Source organism: Paraburkholderia kirstenboschensis (assembly GCF_904848585.1).
Classification (GTDB): domain Bacteria; phylum Pseudomonadota; class Gammaproteobacteria; order Burkholderiales; family Burkholderiaceae; genus Paraburkholderia; species Paraburkholderia kirstenboschensis.
Genome location: NZ_CAJHCR010000008.1, coordinates 100,347 through 120,975, shown reverse-complemented (window position 1 = coordinate 120,975; position 20,629 = coordinate 100,347). Strand labels below are relative to the sequence as shown.

Here is a 20,629-nt window from a genome sequence, read left to right as displayed (position 1 = left end):
GCCGTTTTTCGCACTCTGGAGAGCGGCAGTAGCCGTCTGCATCGCAATGTCGTGCAGATCCTGGCAAGCTGCCCACCGAAGGGGCGCGCGTTCCGCCGTGACAAATCAACGTCACCACGGCAGCGCAATCTCTCAGGTATCGAGGACAGAGGGGCCATGCAGATCCACGCTCGCAGCCAGCAGGCCGCGAGGCGCGGCTCCGCATGGCCTTTTTCGTTTCGCGAGACGCCCGAGGCCCCATGACCGAACTCAAACACACTCCGCTCAACGCCACCCATCGCGCGCTCAATGCCCGCATGGTCGATTTCGGCGGCTGGGACATGCCCGTCAACTACGGCTCGCAGATCGACGAACATCGCGCCGTGCGTACCGACGCCGGCATGTTCGACGTCTCGCACATGTGCGTCATCGACTTCACCGGGGAGCGCGTGCGCGGGTTCTTCGAGTATGCGCTGGCCAACAACGTCGCGAAGCTGCAAACGCCTGGGCGCGCGCTGTACTCGTGCCTGCTGAACGCGGACGGCGGCGTGATCGACGACCTGATCGTCTATTACTTCGGGGAAGATCATTTCCGCGTGGTGGTCAACGCGGGCACCGCCGACAAAGACATCGCGTGGTTCAAGCAACTCAACGAAGGCGGCTTCGGTCTGGCCATCACGCCGCGCCGCGATCTCGCGATCGTCGCCGTGCAAGGCCCCAACGCGCGTGAGAAGGTCTGGCAAACGGTACCGGCCATCCGCTCTGCAACTGAAACACTCAAGCCCTTCAACGCCGCGCGCGTCGAAGCAACGCCGTTCGGCGAATTGACCGTCGCCCGCACCGGCTATACCGGCGAAGACGGCTTCGAGATCATCGTCCCGGCCGATCACGTCGTCGCGTTGTGGAATGCGCTGCAAGCGCAAGGCGTGCGGCCGGCGGGTCTCGGCGCGCGCGACACGCTGCGTCTCGAAGCCGGCATGAACCTGTACGGCCAGGATATGGACGACAACATCTCGCCGCTCGACGCCGGCCTCGCGTGGACCGTCGACCTCACCTCCGCGCGCGATTTCGTCGGCAAGAGCCGGCTGGAAGCGGACGGCTCGCGCGCCGCGTTCGTCGGTCTGATCCTGCTGAAGGAGAACGGCAAGGCGGCAGGCGTGCTGCGCGCGCATCAGAAAGTCGTCACGCCGCACGGCGAAGGCGAAATCACCAGCGGCACCTTCTCCCCGACCATGCAGGAATCCATTGCCTTCGCGCGGGTGCCGAAAGGCGTGCAGCCGGGCGACACGGTTCACGTTCAAATTCGTGACAAATCGGTGCCCGCAAGCGTGGTAAAACTGCCGTTCGTGCGTAACGGCAAAGTACTCGCGGCGAATTGAACCGCTGCAAGCAGCCGGCGCGTGCGTCCTTTTCCAGTTTTTAGTCCATATCGAATCACACCGCATAGGAGCATCCGATGAGCATCCCGGCCGATCTGAAATACACCGAATCGCACGAGTGGGTCCGCACCGAAGCGGACGGCACGCTGACGGTCGGCATCACCGACCACGCGCAGGAAGCGCTCGGCGACATCGTCTTCTTCGAAGTACAGGAACTGGGCAAGACCGTCACGGCCGGCGATACGGTCGCCGTGATCGAATCGGTGAAAGCTGCTTCGGATATTTACGCGCCGGTTTCCGGCGAAATTATCGAAGCGAACACCGCCGTTGCCGACACGCCCGATTCGGTCAACAGCGCCCCGTATGAAAGCTGGCTCTTCAAGATCAAGCCGGCCTCGGACGCAGCGCAGGACCGTTTGATCGACGCGGACGCGTACTCGAAGTCGATCGGCGCCTGATTCACTTTTATATATAACCCGACAGGTGCGGCGCGTCCCTCGTGAAACACACAGGACCGCGCCGTGAAGAAAGTCCCTTTGGGGATGACCCTTCAGGAGACCGGGCGCTTTGCGCCAGGTCTCGGACGGTCCAGCACGGACAGCCGCACCGCCAGGAACACCATGAAGCTCGAACACCCGGATCGTCTGATGAACCGCACTCCTCTCTCGCTCGCCGCGCTCGAAGTGCATGACGCCTTCGCTGAACGGCATATCGGCCCGGACGCGGCCGACCAGCAAGCGATGCTCGAAGCCGTGGGCTTCACGTCGCGCGCCGCGCTGATCGACGCCGTCATTCCAAAGACGATCCGCCGCACCGAAGCGCTGCCGCTCGGGCCCTTCGCACAGCCTAAGAGCGAAGCGGAAGCGCTCGCCGCGCTGCGCGAACTCGCGGACAAGAACCAGGTGTTCCGCTCGTACATCGGGCAGGGTTATTACAACGCCCACACGCCGACGGTGATCCTGCGTAACGTGCTCGAGAATCCCGCGTGGTACACGGCGTACACGCCGTATCAGCCGGAAATCTCGCAAGGCCGCCTCGAAGCGCTGCTGAACTTCCAGCAAATGATCGTCGACCTGACGGGTCTCGCGATCTCAAACGCGTCGCTGCTCGACGAAGCCACCGCCGCAGCTGAAGCAATGACGCTGCTGCAACGCGTGGGCAAGCCGAAGTCGAATGTATTCTTCGTCGCCGACGACGTGCTGCCGCAAACCATTGAAGTGGTAAAAACGCGCGCCACGCCGGTCGGCATCGAAGTGAAAGTGGGCCCGGCAGCCGAAGCCGCGAACGCAAATGCATTCGGCGTGCTGCTGCAATATCCGGGCGTGAATGGCGACGTGCGCGACTACCGCGCGCTGACTGAGGCGATCCACGAAGCGGGCGGCCACGTGGTGGTCGCCGCGGACCTGCTCGCGCTGACCGTCCTTACGCCGCCGGGCGAGTGGGGCGCGGACGTGGCCGTCGGCAACACGCAGCGCTTCGGCGTGCCGGTCGGCTTCGGCGGCCCGCATGCGGCCTACCTCGCCGTGCGCGACGAATTCAAGCGCCAGATGCCGGGCCGTCTCGTCGGCGTGACCGTCGACGCGCAAGGCAATCCCGCGCTGCGCCTCGCGCTGCAAACGCGCGAACAGCACATTCGCCGCGAGAAAGCGACGTCGAATGTATGTACCGCGCAAGCGCTGCTCGCCATCATGGCCAGCATGTACGCGGTCTATCATGGCCCGCGCGGTCTGAAGACAATCGCGCTGCGCGTGAACCGTATTGCCGCGTTGCTTGCGGAAGGCGCGAAGCAGCTTGGCTACTCGCTCGTCAACGAAACCTTTTTCGACACGCTCACATTCGACACCGGCGCGCGCACGCAAGCGCTGCTCGACGCGGCAACCGCGAGGCGCATCAACCTGCGCCGCGTGAGCGCCACGCAAGTGGGCCTGTCGATCGACGAAACCACCACGCGCCACGACCTGGCCGATCTGCTCGCTGTGTTCGCGCAAGCGGCTTTCGTCAGCGAAGTGCCGCAAGTCGACGCGCTCGACGCCGCGATGGCTGCGTCGAACACCGCTTCGGTGCCGGCCGAGCTCGAACGCACCAGCGCATACCTCACGCACCACGTATTCAACCGTCATCATTCGGAAACGGAAATGCTGCGCTATCTGCGCAGCCTCTCGGATAAGGACCTCGCGCTCGACCGTTCGATGATCCCGCTCGGCTCGTGCACGATGAAGCTGAACGCGACGTCGGAAATGCTGCCGGTCACGTGGCCCGAGTTCGGCCAGATTCATCCGTTTGCGCCCGCTGAGCAAACCGTCGGCTACCGCGAAATGATCGATCAGCTCGAAGCGATGCTGGTCGCCGCAACCGGCTACGCAGCAGTTTCACTGCAACCGAACGCGGGCTCGCAAGGCGAATACGCCGGCCTGTTGATCATCCACGCGTATCACGCGTCGCGCGGCGAAGCGCATCGCGACGTCTGCCTGATTCCCGCTTCGGCGCACGGCACCAACCCGGCGTCGGCACAAATGGCCGGCATGCAGGTCGTGGTCGTCGCGTGCGACGCGCAAGGCAACGTCGACATCGAAGACTTGAAGAAGAAGGCCGACCAGCACGCCGACAAGCTCGCGGCGATCATGATCACGTATCCGTCCACGCATGGCGTGTTCGAGCAGAACGTCCGCGAAATTTGCGAGATCGTTCATGCGCACGGCGGTCAGGTCTATGTGGACGGCGCGAACATGAACGCCATGGTCGGCTTGACCGCGCCGGGCCAGTTCGGCGGCGACGTCTCGCACCTGAATCTGCACAAGACCTTCTGCATTCCGCACGGCGGCGGCGGACCGGGCGTCGGTCCGGTTGCGGTCGGCGCGCATCTCGCGCCGTTCCTGCCGAACCAGATTTCGTCGGGCTACGAACGCGCACCCAACGGCATCGGCGCAGTGTCGGGCGCACCGTATGGCTCGGCTTCGATCCTGCCAATCTCGTGGATGTACATCGCGATGATGGGTGCGAAAAATCTCACCGCCGCGACCGAGACCGCGATCCTCAATGCGAACTACGTCGCGAACAAGCTCGCGCCGCATTACCCAGTGCTGTATTCGGGCCCGGGCGGACTCGTCGCGCACGAGTGCATTCTCGATCTGCGTCCGATCAAGGAAACCAGCGGCATTACTGTGGACGACGTTGCGAAACGCCTCGCCGACTATGGTTTCCATGCGCCGACCATGAGCTTTCCGGTGCCGGGCACGCTGATGGTCGAGCCGACCGAATCGGAATCGAAGGAAGAACTCGACCGTTTCATTGAAGCGATGATCGCGATCCGTGACGAAATTCACGCTGTGGAAGAAGGCCGCTCGGACCGGGAAGACAATCCGCTGAAACACGCGCCGCACACCGCGGCAGTGGTCATCGCCGACGAGTGGAAGCATGCATACGCGCGCGAAACAGCCGCCTATCCGCTGCCCACGCTGATCGCGAAGAAGTACTGGCCGCCGGTCGGCCGCGCGGACAACGTATATGGCGATCGCAACCTGTTCTGCTCGTGCGTGCCGGTTGCGGATTACGAGTAACACCCGGCCGTCGCCGCGCGCCGCCCGCAGCTTGTAAGCGCGCGGTGCGCGGTTCTGTCGCTGGAGGCCGCAAACGGCTAACATCACACACCGAATCAGCCCAACGAGGAGTTTCGCATGGTGCGAAAGGTGCGATTGATGCAAAGCCCGGCCGGGGCAACGCGAGTACCAACGTGGCGGCACGCCTGCGCATGCCTGCTTGCCGGCGCAGCCGTGTTGCTGCCGCTTCGTCACGCGCAGGCGGCGATGAATTTTTGCGCTGCGCCTGCCTGGCAAACCAGCGAGCGCACGAACGCCGATCCCGGCGTCAAGGCGTTGGTGAGTAATGTGCTCGCGCATCTGGGCGACAAGCCTCACGCGCAAGCCAAACTGCACACGGAAGGCACGCTGCCGCACGAGGGCATCTACGACCAGAGCGTCGAAGCGGAAAAGGATCTCGATCTGCTGCGCGACGCCGCGCTCGCATGGCGCGCCACCAGCGACGACCGGTATCTGAAGCTCGTCGACCGTTTGCTGTACGCATGGGTCACGACCTATCAGCCGAGTTTCAATCCAATCGACGAAACGCACTTCGAAGGGCTGATCCTCGCGTATGACATGACCGCGAGTGCGCTGCCTGTGAAAACGCGCAACGCGTCGATGGCGTTCCTGACGAAGCTCGCGAACGGCTACATCGCGGAGATCGACGACCAGCCGCGTCCTTTGAAAGGCACTTACCGGAACAACTGGCAGAGTCACCGGATCAAATTGATAGCGATGGCCGCCTTTACGCTCGACAACCGCAAGATGATCAATGCGGCCCAGCGTCTCTTTGCCGAGCATATCGGCGACAACATTGAGCCGGACGGTTCGACGATCGATTTCAGCGAGCGTGACGCGCTGCACTATGTCACTTACGATCTGCAGCCGCTCGTAACCGCCGCGCTTGCCGCCCGCCGCCACAACCGCAACTGGCTGCCGGAGAAGGGCGCGAACGGCGCGTCGCTGCAAGCCGCGCTCAACTGGCTGGCGCCGTATGCGGCGGGCAGCAAGACGCATGAGGAATTCGTGCATTCGAGCGTCGCGTTCGACGCAAAACGTCGCGAAGCCGGCTTGCCCGGTTACTCGGGTCAGTGGGATCCGAAGAACGCGACCGAACTGTTTCATCTGGCGGCGCGTCTCGACGGACGCTATACGCCGATTGCGCTGCAGCTCGCGCCGACGCCACCCGCGTGGCTCGCCGTGTGTTTGCCGATGCCGGCGCGCTAAACCAACTTTCATCAGCAGGGAGCAGTAATGGCAGTCAGCGTCTTCGATCTCTTTAAAATCGGCATTGGTCCGTCAAGTTCGCATACGGTCGGGCCGATGCGCGCGGCGCTGATGTTCGCGCAAGGGCTCGAACGCGACGGGCTGCTGCCGAACACGGCGTCGGTGAAAGTCGATCTTTACGGGTCGCTCGGCGCAACCGGCAAAGGGCACGGCACGGATCGCGGCGTGATGCTCGGCCTGATGGGTGACGCACCCGACACGGTCGACCCCGACACGATCGCCCAACGACTCGAGGCCGTGCGCACCACGCGCAAGCTCGCATTGCTCGGCACGCATGAAGTGCCGTTCGTGCAGAAGGATCACATTTCGTTCTACCGGCAAGCGCTGCCCGAACATCCGAACGGGCTCAAGCTGCGCGCGTTCGACGCGCAAGGCGAGACGCTGCGCGAGTCGACGTATCTGTCGGTGGGCGGCGGCTTCGTGGTGACGGCCGGCGCGCCGAACACCAAGGTCCTTGCCGCCGTCGATCAATTGCCGCACCCGTTTCGCACCGGCAACGAGTTGCTCGCGCTGTGCGGATCGACCGGCAAAAGCATCGCGCAATTAATGTGGGAAAACGAGCGCGTCTGGCACACCGAAGAAGAGACCCGTGCAGGCCTCCTGAAGATCTGGGACGTGATGCAGTCGTGCGTGTCGCGGGGCTGCGGCATCAACAATCCGGACGCGGACGGTAACTTGCCCGGCCCGTTCCAGGTGAAGCGCCGCGCGCCGCAGCTATATAGAGCGCTGTCGGGCAACCCTGAGCTTGCGCTGCGCGATCCGCTGTCGATGATCGACTGGATCAATCTCTACGCAATCGCCGTCAACGAAGAAAACGCCGCCGGCGGCCGCGTCGTCACCGCGCCCACCAACGGCGCGGCCGGCATTATTCCCGCCGTGCTGCACTACTACACGCGCTTCATGCCCGGCTCGAACCAGCAAGGTGTGATCGACTTCCTGATGACGGCGGCCGCGATCGGCATTCTGTACAAGCTGAACGCGTCGATTTCCGGCGCGGAAGTGGGCTGCCAGGGCGAGGTGGGCGTCGCGTGCTCGATGGCTGCGGGCGCACTCGCCGCCGTGATGGGCGGCACGCCGAAGCAGGTCGAAAACGCGGCGGAAATCGGCATGGAGCACAACCTCGGGCTGACTTGCGATCCGGTTGGCGGCATGGTGCAGATTCCGTGCATCGAGCGCAATGCGATGGCGTCGGTGAAGGCGGTCAACGCGGCGCGCATGGCCCTACGCGGCGACGGCAGTCATTACGTGTCGCTCGATTCGGTCATCAAGACCATGCGCGAGACCGGCGCGGATATGAAGACGAAATACAAGGAAACGTCGCGCGGCGGGTTGGCGGTGAATATCGTCGAATGCTGATGGTTGACTGCATGTGATGCCCGGTGCTGATTGTTGATCGGCAAACGCGGCATGTGCCAAGTAGACGAAACGCGGGCCCTGGGGTCCGCGTTTTTTGTTTGCGCGTCTGCGGGTCGCGCTCGCTGCACCAGCGCGCATTGCGCTGCGCCGTGACACTGAGCGCGCTCCCAGCGTAAGCTGTCAGGGCGCCGGTCGGCTGACCATGCAGTCGATGCGGACGCAACCGCACTCATGCACTGCCTGGAGGCCTCATCGCAATGTCGCAGCCGAATGCTCCCGTTTCCAATACTGCCGCCGCTCGAACCACTGGCGCGCGCCTTGTTGTCGACGCTTTGCTCACGCACGGTGTCGAACGTGTTTTCTGTGTGCCCGGCGAGAGTTTTCTCGCAGTGCTCGATTCATTGCACGACGAAACCGAGCGCATTCAGACCATTGTCTGCCGTCACGAAGCGGCGGCCGCGAACATGGCGGAAGCGATCGGCAAGCTGACCGGACGCCCAGGCGTCGCGCTCGTCACGCGAGGACCGGGTGCGACGCATGCATCGATTGGCGTGCACACCGCGTTTCAGGACTCCACGCCGATGATCCTGCTCATCGGTCAGTGCGCGCGCGAGCATCTCGATCGCGAGGCTTTCCAGGAGATCGACTATCGGCGCATGTTCGGTCAGATGGCGAAATGGGTTGCGCAGATAGACGACCCCCGGCGCATTCCCGAGTATCTGAGTCATGCGTTCCACACGGCGACTTCCGGCCGGCCGGGGCCCGTGGTGCTGTCCTTGCCCGAAGACGTGCTGAGCGATGCATGCGACGCCGTACCGGGCGCGCCTCGTTATCAGCGTGTGGCCGCGTCGCCGTCAGCCGCGCAGATCGGCAAGCTGCGCGAATTGCTGGAAAGCGCGCAACGGCCAATGGTGATTGCAGGCGGAAGCGGGTGGACGAGCGCGGCCTGTGCGGACTTGCAACGCTTCGCCGAGAACTGGCAGTTGCCGATCGGCCTCGCGTTCCGCTTTCAGGACACGCTCGATAACGAGCATCCGAACTATGCCGGCGATGTGGGGCTCGGCATCAATCCGGCGCTGGCCCAGCGTATTCGCGATGCCGACCTGTTGCTCGCGCTTGGTCCTCGCCTCGGCGAAGCGACGACGAACGGCTATACGTTGCTCGACATTCCCAAGACGAAGCAGACACTGGTTCACGTGCACCAGGGCGCGGAAGAGCTGGGGCGCGTGTATGCCGCCGATCTGCCGATCGTCTCCGGCATGCCTGAACTTGCCGCGGCGCTCGCGGCGTTGGAACCGTCTGCCGGAAAGCTGACTTGGGCGGGCGCGGCGGAAGAGGCGCATCGCGCATATCTCGAATGGCGTGAACCCCGGCCGATTCCCGGCAACGTACAAATGGGCGAAGTGATCCAGCAACTTCGCGCGCATCTTCCGGACGACGCAATACTGACGAACGGCGCCGGCAACTATGCGACGTGGTTGCATCGGCATTTTTCGTATCGCCAATACCGCTCGCAACTTGCGCCTACGAGTGGCGCGATGGGCTACGGCGTGCCGGCGGCGATCGCGGCGAAGTCGCTGTATCCGCAGCGCGCGGTGGTCGCGCTGGCGGGCGACGGCTGCTTCATGATGGCCGCGCAAGAACTCGCGACGGCGATGCAATATGACCTGCATGTGCTGTTCATCGTCGTGAACAACGGTCACTTCGGCACGATCCGCATGCATCAGGAGCGACACTATCCGAATCGCGTGCACGGCACTGGGCTCACGAATCCGGACTTCGCGGCATTCGCGCGATCGTTCGGCGCGCATGGTGAAACGGTTGAACGCACCGAAGATTTTCTGCCGGCGTTGCAGCGTTCATTGGCGGCGAAATGCGCGGCGGTGATCGAGATCCGCATGCCGCAGGAGGCCAGCACGCCCGGCGCGACGTTGGAGCAGATTCGGGAGCAGGGTAGGAAGTTGCGCGGCGAGTAAGCGCAACGGTGCGGCGGAAAAGCGCCCGGTACGAAAGGCCATGAAAAAACCCCGCCGAAGCGGGGTTCTCAACATCGAGCCGATCTACAAAGAAAAGCTTACTTGCCGCCCACGCTTTGCAGCGTCGTCCACTTGCCGTCGACAACCTTGTACAGCGTGATGCCGCCGTTCTTCAGATCACCCTTGGCGTCGTACGAGAGGTTCGACGACGTCACAGCCGGCATCGACGTCTTCGCGAGCACCGGCAGGTACTTGGCCGGATCGGTCGAGTTTGCCTTCTTCATTGCCGCGAACATGGCCATTGCGCCGTCGTAAGCGTACGGCGAGTACGTTTGCACGTCTTCGTTGAAGCGCTTCTTGTACTTGGCGACGTAGTCCTTGCCGCCCGGCATTTCTTCCAGCGGCAGGCCGGCGAGCGATGCCACCGTGCCGTTCGCCGCGTCACCCGCGATCTGGATGAACGTCGGCGTGTGAACCATTTCGCCGCCCATCAGCGGCGCCTTGATGCCGAGCGCCTTCATCTGCTTGACCATCGGTGCCGCTTGCGAATCCGCGCCGCCGTAATAGATCAGGTCCGGATTGGCCGCCTTCAGCTTGGTCAGGATCGACTTGAAGTCCACGGCCTTGTCGTTCGTGTATTCACGATCGACGATCGTGCCGCCCGCTGCCTTGGCCGCCTTTTCGAACTGATCCGCCAGACCCTGGCCGTAAGCCGTGCGGTCGTCGACGATCACGATTTTCTTCACGCCGAGCGTCTTGACCGCGAACGTGCCCGCGACCGAACCTTGCTGCGTGTCGGACGTCATCATGCGGAACGTGGTCTTGAAACCTTGTTGCGTGTATTCAGGCGCCGTTGCCATCGCGATTTCGGGAATGCCAGCGTTCGCGTAGATGCGCGAAGCGGGAATCGTGGTGCCCGAGTTGAAGTGGCCGAGCATGCCCTTGATGCCGTCGTCCACCAGCTTCTGCGCGACGGTGGTGCCGGTGCGCGGGTCAGCCTGGTCGTCGGCCGAGTCGAGCACGAAGCGAACCGGCTTGCCGCCGATCACCGGCTTCGTCGCGTTCATGTCTTCCACAGCCAGCGTGATGCCGTTCTGGAAGTCTTTGCCGTAGTGCGCCTGCGCGCCCGTCATCGGACCGGCGAAACCGATCTTCACGTCGTCTGTCGATTGAGCGTTGGCCGTCCCCGCCAGCGACATCGCCGCAACCAGCGCTGCGCCTGCCAGCTGTGTCATCTTGTGTTGCATATCTTCTCCTTGGTACCAGGTGTGGATGGAGCGGCTTTCGGGATCGCCGTTACCGCTTCCGTTCTAATGACCGCCCCCAAATCCTGGCGCATCGCGCCAGGCCCCCCCGAGGGGGCGCAAGAAAACTTGGGGCGGCCCGGCGTTTTCTTGCCAGTAATCGATGAGGTTCGCTCAACCGATCGTCATCAAATTCGCATTACCGCCGGCAGCTGCCGTATTCACGCTGACCGAGCGTTCCGTCAACAGACGTTCGAGCGCGTAGTCTTCGTCGCCGCTCTCCAACGCGCGCGACGCGACGCCTTGCACCGACACAATCGGCCCAGGACGCTTCGCGACTTCCTTCACGAGCGTCAGCAATTCGTCGCTGTCGCCTTCGAACAATACGGCGTCGAACGGCGTCTCCGCGTTCTTGCGCACGCTCGCATAAGACTTCAGCGACGCGGGCAACTGCGTCACCAATTGTTCACCAGCCGCGCCTTCGAACAACGCTCGATTTCCCGTAGCCAGCACGGCGGCAAACTGCGCGCGCGCACCGCCCGCGGTCGACGCAATGCACAACACAGTGCCGCGCGCGCCCAGCGTGTAGGTGTTGCGCTCGCCGGTCGGCCCCGACAGCACCGCGGTCGCGCCAGCCGGCATATGCGACAGATAACCGTCACAGCGCGCGGCCAGTTGCGGCTCGCGCTCGGCGATCAGCCAGTCGCGCAGCGCTGTCAGCGCGGCGGACGGATTGTCGCCTTTTTCTGCTGCTTGCGGTACATCTACGATAAGCGCCTGCGCGAGCGATTTCGGCAAACCCGCCGGACGCGTCGCGAGCAGACGCTGCAGATACAACGCGCCGCCGGCCTTCGGACCCGTACCCGACAGACCTTCGCCGCCGAACGGCTGCACGCCGACCACCGCGCCGATCACGTTGCGATTCACATAAATGTTGCCGACATGCGCGCGGCTGATCACGTGAGCGATGGTTTCGTCGATGCGCGTATGGATGCCGAGCGTCAGGCCATAGCCCGTCGTGCGGATCTGCTCGAGCAGCGTATCGAGCTGGCTGCGGCGGTAACGCACCACATGCAATACGGGCCCGAACACTTCGCGCTTCAATTCGTCGATGCTGTCGAGCTCGATCAGCGTCGGCGGCACGAACGTGCCTTGTGCACAGCCGTCCGGCATCGGCAGTTGCTCGACCTTGCGGCCCTTCTCACGCATCGCCGCGACATGCGCGTCGATGCCGCGCTTCGCGTCAACGTCGATCACCGGGCCGACGTCGGTCGACAGGCGATCAGGATTGCCCACCGTCAGTTCGCGCATCGCACCCGTCAGCATTTCTAGCGTGCGGTCCGCAACGTCATCCTGCAAACAGAGAACGCGCAGCGCCGAACAACGTTGACCGGCCGAATCGAACGACGACTGCATCACGTCCGCCACCACCTGTTCAGCGAGCGCCGACGAATCGACGATCATCGCGTTCTGACCACCTGTTTCGGCGATCAGCGGAATCGGTTTGCCTTCCGGATCGAGACGGCCCGAGAGCGTCTTGTTGATGAGACGCGCGACTTCCGTCGAACCGGTGAACATCACCGCACGCGTGCGCGGGTCGGCGACGAGCGCGGCACCGACCGTTTCGCCATCGCCCGGCAGCAGTTGCACGGCGCCGGCAGGCACGCCGGCTTCGCGCAGAATGCGCACGGCTTGAGCGGCGATCAGCGGCGTTTGCTCAGCCGGCTTCGCGAGCACGGTGTTGCCGGCTGCGAGCGCGGCGGCCACCTGGCCCATGAAAATCGCAAGCGGGAAATTCCACGGACTGATACAGACGACAGGTCCAAGCGGACGATGCGTGTCGTTCGAAAACTCGCTGCGAATCTGAGTCGAGTAGTAGCGCAGGAAGTCGATCGCTTCGCGGATTTCCGACACCGCGTTGGCGAGCGATTTGCCCGCTTCGCGCACCACGAGGCCCATCAGCGTATGCATCTGCGCTTCGAGCAGATCGGCGGCACGCGCGAGGCAATCGGCACGCGCTTCCACAGGGGTTGCCTGCCAGATCGGCGCGGTGGCAACCGCGTGGGTCAATGCGGCGCTCACATGTTCCGCGCTTGCTTCGACAACCGTACCGACGAGGTCGCGATGATCCGCCGGGTTGCGCACGTCGCGCGCATTGCCCAAGGCGATCTGATCGTCGGCGAGCATCGGCGCGGCGCGCCACGGATGATTCGCGCTCGCCAGCAACGCCGACGACAGCGACGCCAGACGATGCTCGTTCGACAGATCGAGACCCATCGAATTGAGACGCTCCGCGCCGTACAGATTGCGCGGCAGCGGAATCTTTGCGTGCGGCGCGCCGAGCGGAACGATCTTCGACGCTTCTTCGACCGGATCGGCGATCAGATCCTGGATCGCGACGTTTTCATCGGCGATGCGATTTACGAACGACGTGTTAGCGCCGTTCTCCAGCAGACGTCGCACGAGATACGCGAGCAGCGTTTCGTGCGTGCCGACCGGTGCATACACGCGGCACGGACGGTTCAGCTTTCCAGCGGACAGCGGGCCTGTCACTTCTTCGTAAAGCGGCTCGCCCATGCCGTGCAGACACTGAAACTCGTACTGACCGGGATAGTAGTTGTTGCCCGCGAGGTGATAGATCGCCGACAGCGTGTGCGCGTTGTGCGTGGCAAATTGCGGGTACACCGCGTCGGGCGCGCCGAGCAGCTTCTTTGCGCACGCGAGATACGACACGTCCGTATAGATCTTGCGCGTGTAGACCGGATAGCCTTCCAGGCCGTCCACTTGCGCACGCTTGATTTCGGTGTCCCAGTACGCACCCTTCACGAGGCGCACCATGATGCGGTGACGGCTGCGGCGCGCGAGGTCGACGATGTATTCGATCACGAACGGGCAGCGCTTCTGATAAGCCTGCACCACAAAACCGATACCGTTCCAACCGGCGAGCTCCGGATCGAAGCACAGCGCTTCAAGCAGATCCAGCGAGATTTCGAGGCGGTCGGCTTCTTCGGCGTCGATATTCAGGCCGATGTCGTAACGGCGTGCGAGGATCGCAAGCGAGCGCACGCGCGGCAGCAACTCGCTCATCGTGCGCTCCTGTTGCGAGCGCGAGTAACGCGGATGCAGTGCGGAGAGCTTGATCGAGATGCCCGGACCTTCGTAGATCCCGCGGCCGCCAGCAGCCTTGCCGATTGCGTGGATCGCCTGCTCATACGACGCGTAGTAGCGCTGCGCGTCCGCTTCGGTCGTGGCCGCTTCACCGAGCATGTCATACGAGTAGCGGAAACCGCGCGCTTCGTATTTGCGGCTGTTCGCCAGCGCTTCGGAAATGTTCTCGCCGGTGACGAACTGCTCGCCCATCAGGCGCATCGCCATGTCCACGCCCTTGCGGATCAGCGGCTCGCCGCCCTTGCCGATCAGCCGCGTGAGCGCCGACGAGAGGTTCGTCTCGCTGTTGGTCGTGACCAGCTTGCCGGTGATCATCAAGCCCCAGGTCGCGGCGTTGACGAACAGCGACGGCGCCTGACCGACATGCGATTTCCAGTCGCCCTTGCTGATCTTGTCGCGGATCAGCGCGTCGCGCGTCGCGCGATCGGGAATGCGCAGCAGGGCTTCGGCGAGGCACATCAGTGCAACACCTTCCTGGCTCGACAGTGAGAATTCGTGGATCAGCCCTTCGACGCCGCCGCCCTTGCTCTTGCCGCGCAGCGTTTCGACGAGCTTCGCAGCAAGCGCTTGCACGTCGCCCGCGAGGTTGGCCGGCAAGCGCGCCTGACCCAGCAGGAACGGCACGCATTCCGGCTCCGGCCGACGATATGCCGCCGTGATTGCCGCGCGCAGCACCGATTGCGGTTGGACGTTCTGCGCGAAGTCGAGGAACGGGTGCGCCGCACCGTCCTCGTCCTGTTCGACCGACGCGCCGTCGGCCATGTCGGCAGAACCTGCCGCGCCCGACAATTCCGGCGGCAGTTGACCCTGCTCGATCTTCTCGAGGTACGCGAAAATCGCCTGCTTGATCAGCCAGTGCGGAGTGCGTTCGAGGCGAGTGGCGGCATCTCTCAGCCGGGAACGCAGGAGGTCGTCGACCTTGACGCCAAGGGTGGTGCTAGCCATGTTTCCTTCTTCGGATACCAGACGAAATGCTGGTGAAAGACAAAAGTTGGGCGAATCGTACGCCTCCCAATAAAAAGGTGCAACCGACACCGAGAAACGGTTGCACCTTGCTGGAGCCCTTGACTGTCGGGGCTTTCGGCCGAGTCCTGGCGCGGCGGCCAACGTCGGTAAGGATCGGTATTTTCCCTGGCCTGATTTCTTTTCTTCGAGCCCTTATCAAACCGGCGTGCGCGCCGTTATAGAGGACATAGCGGCGCGGCGTCATGCGCGCATAAGAACGGTACGGGGTGAGGACAGGCGAAATGGAAAAGTGGCTGATCGTATTGGGCATCTGGGCGATGTGCGCAACTTGCGCTGTACTGTTTATCCGCGGCGCTACGGGCGGCTCGGACAAACGTAAGGCGCCCGAAAGTCGGGGACGTGCGACGTCGGCTGCGTCAGCCGGCGACGCGCAAGCGGCATTGAACGATTAAGCGCAACGGCGGCGCAATTAGCTAGGCGGCGTGTGGCTGCCTGTCGTGCCACGCGTGTCGGGCGCGGGTTTGCGGCGCGTTCGTGAGGTTTGCCGGCCGTTGCTGTCGGGAAGTGAAGAAGTGAACACTGTGAGATCCACCATGCTTTGTTCCAGCGACTACAGATCTTCCGCACGCTATCGGCAACTCGCGGCACGCGGCGCGCACGCTTCGTCGCGGGCATCGGCAGTCTTGGGTACGCGGACAGCCACGCGCGCCGCGGCTCCCGCCGCAAGCTATTCGAATACGGTGCGAGCGCGTGCCCGGAGCGCGCGCAGCCGCTGTCGATATTGATGGTTTGTTGAGCCGCGCCGACGCAAAGCGGAAGCAGGCATGCCGGCTCAAATATCGAGCGGGTCGACTTCGAGGTTCCAGCGCAGCACGCCCTTCAAACCGCGCAGCAACGGCTGCCACGCACGCAACGTGGCCTGCAGCGCCGCGCGCGAGGCACTTTCGATCAGCAACTGAGCGCGGTGCACGTGCATCACCTTGACGATGGTGAGCGGCACTGCGTCGTAGACGGTCACTCGTTCGGCGGCTGCAATGCCCGTCAGTTCAGCCGCGGCCTGTTGCAGAAAAGCGAGCGCAGCTTCGAGCGTGCGGCCCTCCGCCCTCAGCAACGCCTGATAAACGAACGGCGGCAAATGCGCGTCGCGCCGCTCGGCCAGCGTCGAATTGGCAAAGCCGACGTAATCGTGACGCCCAAGCGCGTGATAAAGCGCATGGCGCGGATAACGCGTCTGCACCAGCACCTCACCCGGCAAACCGGCACGGCCGGCGCGGCCGCTCACCTGCATCAGTTGCGCGAAGAGGCGTTCGCTCGCTCGAAAGTCGTGGGAAAACAGCGCGGTGTCGGCGTTCAGCACGCCAACTAGCGAAACGCGCTGAAAGTCGTGTCCCTTTGCGATCATCTGCGTGCCGACCAGAATGTCGACTTCGCCCGCATGCACATCTGAAAAGAGCGCCTGCGCGCTCCCTTTGCGGCGCGTGCTGTCGGCGTCGATGCGCAGCACGCGGGCGCCAGGCACCGCGCTCGCGAGCGTTTCTTCAACGCGCTGGGTGCCGCGGCCCATCGGTGCAATGTCGACGTTGCCGCACTCGGGACATGAGCGCGGAATGCGCGACTCCCAACCGCAGTGATGACAGCGCAGCGCGCGCTCCGGCTTATGCAGAACCACGTACGCGCTGCAACGGGGACAACCGGCGACCCATCCGCAGGCATCGCAAGCAAGTTGTGGCGCATAGCCACGGCGGTTCAGAAACACGAGACTCTGCTCGCCGCGCTCGAGCCGCGTCTTCAGAGCGGCAATCAATGGGCCGGACAATCCTTCCACCGAAGCGCGTCCACGCCGCCGCTCGTCCTCGAGATCGATCAGGCGCACGGTGGGCAGCACCGCATCGGCGACCGCGCGGCGCGACAAGGTGAGCCGCTTATAGCGCCCCTGATCCGCCTGCCACCAGCTTTCGAGCGACGGTGTGGCCGATCCCAGCACGACCGGCAAGCCAAGCTGCTTTGCGCGATAGATGGCCAGATCGCGCGCCGAGTAGCGCAGCCCTTCCTGCTGCTTATAAGCCGGATCGTGCTCTTCATCCGCGACGATAATGGCGAGCCGCGGCAGCGACGCGAGCACCGCGAGGCGCGTACCCAGCACGATCCGCGCGTGGCCCGCATGCGCCGCGAACCAGTTGCGCGCGCGCTCGCCCTCAGCAAGACCGCTGTGCAATGTGACGATGGCCGTGTCCGCGAGCGCCGCGAAGCGCGCGCGGAAAGCCGCTTCGAACTGCGGCGTCAGATTGATTTCGGGCACCAGCACGAGTGCTTGCGCGTCTGCATTGGCGGCAAGAATCTCGGCGAGCGAGCGTAAATAGACTTCCGTCTTGCCGCTGCCGGTCACGCCATGCAGCAGGAACGGCGCGAAGCCGTGCGCGTCGCGAATCGCTTCGACGGCGGCGGCTTGTTCATCGGTGAGCGTCGGAAGCGTCTGCGCAGGAACCGCCGTGGCCGCGACGGCGGGCGGCACCGTGGCGGCATCGACCACGTCGAGCGCAACCCAGCCCTCGGCTTGCCATGCGGCGAGCGTGGTGATGGCTTTAGGGTGCAGCCCGCGGGCGTCGGCGGCACTCAGGAACTCGCTGGCGGCAAGCGCCTGCGCAAGGCTTCGCAGCGCAGTGGCGCGCGCGGGGAGAGCCTCGGGCAAGGCCGCGCGGCCTTCCGGCGTTAGGCTGTAGCGCTCTTCCGGCGCGAGCAGCCGCGACCAGCGCGAGGCGTCGCGCAGCGCCTGCGGCAGCGCCGGTAACGCCACTTCGCCAAGTCCACGTTGGTAGTAATCGGCAGCAAAGGCAGCAAGCGCGAGCCATTCAGCCGACAGCGGCGGGCACGCGGTGAAAACGCTATTCACCGACCGAAGGCGATCGGCGGGGACCTCACTGTGAGCAGTCACTTCGCACACGAGCCCGACCACGTCGCGTTTGCCGAACGGCACACTGACGAGCGTCCCGGGCACGGGCGACTGCGATGAATCGCAGCGGTAATCGAACAGGGTCGGCAGTGGGTGATCCAGTGCGACGCGGACGAACGCTTCGCTCATACGGCTGCGCGGATGCTGGCAAAGGCAAGTCGCGTCATTGCGCCGCAGCTTGCAGTCGAGATCGCACCGCTCTGAAGCGAGCCGCCGAAGTTAAAGTAAAACTTCAAATTCGGCGCTAAGTTTTGGATTCCGCTGAACAATTGCTCTCGACCCCGACTGCCTGTGGATAACTTTGTTGAGAACTTCGCTTTGAAAGCCCGGAAACCGCGTCGCAGCGGCGTTCTGTGGGGTTCCGCACACTTCTTTGGGAAGCCGTGAAACCCTTGCCAGATAAGGCTGAGATCAAATGTACGCGCACTCTGCAAGGGTCAGGACAGGACTAAAGCTTCTACCGCGCCGCAGCGTGATAAATGTGTATAAGTCAAGTCTTGACAACTGCGAGAGCGCCGCCGGACGGCCCGCGCAGTGCGAATTTTTCCTGAGCGGCAGAGCCCAGCGTGCTGCGTCGCAGCATAAAACGGTATGTTTTACAGCATTAAGTCGGTGCATGCGCGCCGCTACGAATGGCGCGACTATGACGATGCACTTCGTCGACGAGCTCGGCAACGTTTTCGGGCGGCGTGAATTGCGAGATGCCGTGACCGAGGTTGAAGACGTGGCCCGGATGATTTCCGAAGCTGTCCAGCACGGCGCGCGCTTCGATGCGGATAGAAGCGGGCGGCGCGAACAACACGGACGGATCGATATTGCCCTGCAAAGCCACCTTCGCGCCTACCCGCTCGCGTGCCTTACGCAGGTTGACCGTCCAGTCGAGACCGACGGCGTCCACGCCAGTGTCCGCAATCTCGTCCAGCCACAGGCCGCCGCCCTTCGTGAACGTGATCACCGGCACTTTTTCGCCGTCGTGCTCGCGCTTCAATTGATTTACGACCTGCTGAATATAGTGCAGAGAGAAGCGCTGATAGGCGCCGTCCGCGAGCGCACCGCCCCACGTGTCGAAAATCATGACGGCCTGGGCGCCCGCTTCGATCTGCGCGTTCAGATAAGCGGCAACCGAATTCGCGTTGATTTCGAGGATGCGATGCATCAGATCCGGACGCGCGTACAGCATGGACTTGACCGTGCGGAAGTCCGCCGAGCCGCCGCCTTCGACCATGTAGCACGCCAACGTCCACGGGCTGCCCGAGAACCCGATCAGCGGCACGCGTTGACGGCCTTGAGCGTCGGTGAGCGCAGTGCGAATCTCGCGCACTGCGTCGGTTACATAGCGCAGCGTGGCGTCGATGTCGGGCACCGCGAGCCGCGCTACGTCGTCTTCTGTGCGCACCGGGCGCGCAAACGTCGGCCCCTCGCCCGTGACGAACTCCAGACCGAGGCCCATTGCGTCGGGCACGGTAAGAATGTCGGAGAACAGAATCGCGGCATCGAGCGGGTAGCGCTCGAGCGGCTGCAACGTGACTTCCGTTGCGAACGCGGGGTTCTTGGCCAGTCCGAGGAAACTGCCAGCGCGAGCCCGCGTGGCGTTGTATTCCGGCAGGTAACGACCCGCCTGCCGCATCAGCCAGACAGGCGTGTAGTCAGTGGGCTGGCGCAGCAGCGCGCGCAGGAAGGTGTCGTTCAGGAGTTTATGGGCCACGTTGCGTGCGACTAAGAGCAAAGGGGCATTTTACCGGACGGCGCGCGCCGCATCCCGCTTGATGCGGCCAATAACTGTGATTCGCGAACGGTTGGAAACCCATTTTCCCAGCCAGGCGGCAGCGGCGCAACCTGGTCAAACGGCCAATGTTCAAGCGGAAATCTCCCGGCTATTATGCAGCGGCTTAACCATAACGATCCGCAACGAAGGAGACTCAATGAATAAGGCAGCACTCGCATTGCTCGGCGTCCTGGCGGGCGTTCTCATGCACACCGGCGCGGTGCAGGCGCAAGCATCGGCCCCAGCCGCGACATCTTCCCGGCTCGACGAAATCCCCGCCCGCGGCACGTTGCGCGCATGCACGACCGGCGACTACAAACCGCACTCGTTCTATAAGGGGGACGGTCAGTTCGAGGGGATTGACATCGATATGACCGAATCGCTCGCTAAATCGCTCGGCGTCAAGGCGGAATTCGTCAAGACTTCGTGGTCGAACCTGATGAACGACTTCGTCACCAAATGTGACATCGGCGTGGGCGGCGTTTCGCCCACGCTGGAGCGGCAAAAGCGAGCCTTCTTCACCCAGGCGTTTATGGTCGACGGCAAGACGCCGATTGTCCGATGCGACGACGTCGACAAATACCAGACCGTCGCGCAGATCGACCAGCCGGGAACGCGTGTGATCGTCAACCCGGGCGGTACGAACGAACGTTTCGCAAAGCAGTTCTTGTCTCACGCCTCGATGACTGTCTATCCGGACAACGTGACAATCTTCAAGCAGATCGCTGCCGGTAAGGCGGATGTGATGGTGACCGACGCGTCCGAAACCCTGCTGCAGCAAAAGCTCAATCCCGGCCTGTGCGCGGTGCATCCCGACAAACCGTTCCAGTATGGCGAGAAAGCGTGGCTGCTGCCTCGCGGCGATGTAGCGTTTCAACAGTACGTCGATCAGTGGCTGCATTTCGCGCGGGCGACAGGCGAATATCAGGCTGTACTGGACAAGTGGCTCAAGTAAGCCACGCCGCTCGGCCGCGTTCTTTC

At 63.5% G+C, this 20,629-nt stretch carries 11 protein-coding genes and 1 riboswitch; of the genes, 7 read left to right on the top strand and 4 right to left on the bottom strand.

The annotated features are described in order from the left end of the window. Positions 1–5: 5 nt before the first annotated feature. A riboswitch (glycine riboswitch) is annotated at positions 6–159 on the top strand. 80 nt (positions 160–239) lie between these two features. The 6 genes from gcvT (at position 240) to JMY24_RS21105 (ending at position 9,555) form a co-directional block, all read left to right on the top strand. Beyond that, positions 240–1,358: a glycine cleavage system aminomethyltransferase GcvT gene (gene gcvT / locus JMY24_RS21130; protein ID WP_128596036.1), complete on the top strand. Its 1,119-nt coding sequence runs from the start codon at positions 240–242 to the stop codon at positions 1,356–1,358. Positions 1,359–1,435: 77 nt separating this feature from the next. Further along, positions 1,436–1,816 (top strand): glycine cleavage system protein GcvH, encoded by a 381-nt coding sequence (gene gcvH, locus JMY24_RS21125; RefSeq protein ID WP_020067442.1) that lies wholly within the window; start codon positions 1,436–1,438, stop codon positions 1,814–1,816. Between the two features lie 162 nt (positions 1,817–1,978). Continuing rightward, complete coding sequence (gene gcvP, locus JMY24_RS21120) at positions 1,979–4,915, top strand: aminomethyl-transferring glycine dehydrogenase (protein ID WP_201702834.1); 2,937 nt, start codon at positions 1,979–1,981, stop codon at positions 4,913–4,915. A gap of 117 nt (positions 4,916–5,032) precedes the next feature. Then, a complete protein-coding gene (locus JMY24_RS21115) occupies positions 5,033–6,163 on the top strand; it encodes an alginate lyase family protein (RefSeq protein WP_128586879.1) in 1,131 nt (376 codons plus the stop codon). A gap of 27 nt (positions 6,164–6,190) precedes the next feature. Further along, positions 6,191–7,579, top strand: a complete 1,389-nt coding sequence (locus JMY24_RS21110; RefSeq protein WP_128596038.1) for an L-serine ammonia-lyase — start codon at positions 6,191–6,193, stop codon at positions 7,577–7,579. Positions 7,580–7,836: 257 nt separating this feature from the next. Then, positions 7,837–9,555, top strand: a complete 1,719-nt coding sequence (locus tag JMY24_RS21105; protein ID WP_128596039.1) for a thiamine pyrophosphate-binding protein — start codon at positions 7,837–7,839, stop codon at positions 9,553–9,555. A gap of 98 nt (positions 9,556–9,653) precedes the next feature. On the opposite strand, the gene JMY24_RS21100 is transcribed toward JMY24_RS21105, so the two are convergent. The 4 genes from JMY24_RS21100 to hemE form a co-directional block, all read right to left on the bottom strand. Then, positions 9,654–10,802: a branched-chain amino acid ABC transporter substrate-binding protein gene (locus tag JMY24_RS21100; protein ID WP_027776926.1), complete on the bottom strand. Its 1,149-nt coding sequence runs from the start codon at positions 10,800–10,802 to the stop codon at positions 9,654–9,656. Between the two features lie 171 nt (positions 10,803–10,973). Further along, on the bottom strand, positions 10,974–14,912 hold the full coding sequence (putA, locus tag JMY24_RS21095) for a trifunctional transcriptional regulator/proline dehydrogenase/L-glutamate gamma-semialdehyde dehydrogenase (RefSeq protein WP_201702832.1): 3,939 nt from the start codon (positions 14,910–14,912) through the stop codon (positions 10,974–10,976). Positions 14,913–15,765: 853 nt separating this feature from the next. Next, positions 15,766–18,012 (bottom strand): primosomal protein N', encoded by a 2,247-nt coding sequence (locus JMY24_RS21090; RefSeq protein WP_201702830.1) that lies wholly within the window; start codon positions 18,010–18,012, stop codon positions 15,766–15,768. 475 nt (positions 18,013–18,487) lie between these two features. Beyond that, positions 18,488–19,588: a uroporphyrinogen decarboxylase gene (gene hemE, locus JMY24_RS21085; RefSeq protein ID WP_128584475.1), complete on the bottom strand. Its 1,101-nt coding sequence runs from the start codon at positions 19,586–19,588 to the stop codon at positions 18,488–18,490. A 217-nt stretch (positions 19,589–19,805) separates the two neighbouring features. Here hemE and JMY24_RS21080 point away from each other — a divergent pair, with 217 nt between their 5' ends. Further along, entirely contained in the window at positions 19,806–20,603 is a 798-nt protein-coding gene (locus JMY24_RS21080; RefSeq protein ID WP_128596054.1) for a transporter substrate-binding domain-containing protein, read from the top strand. Positions 20,604–20,629: the final 26 nt, after the last annotated feature.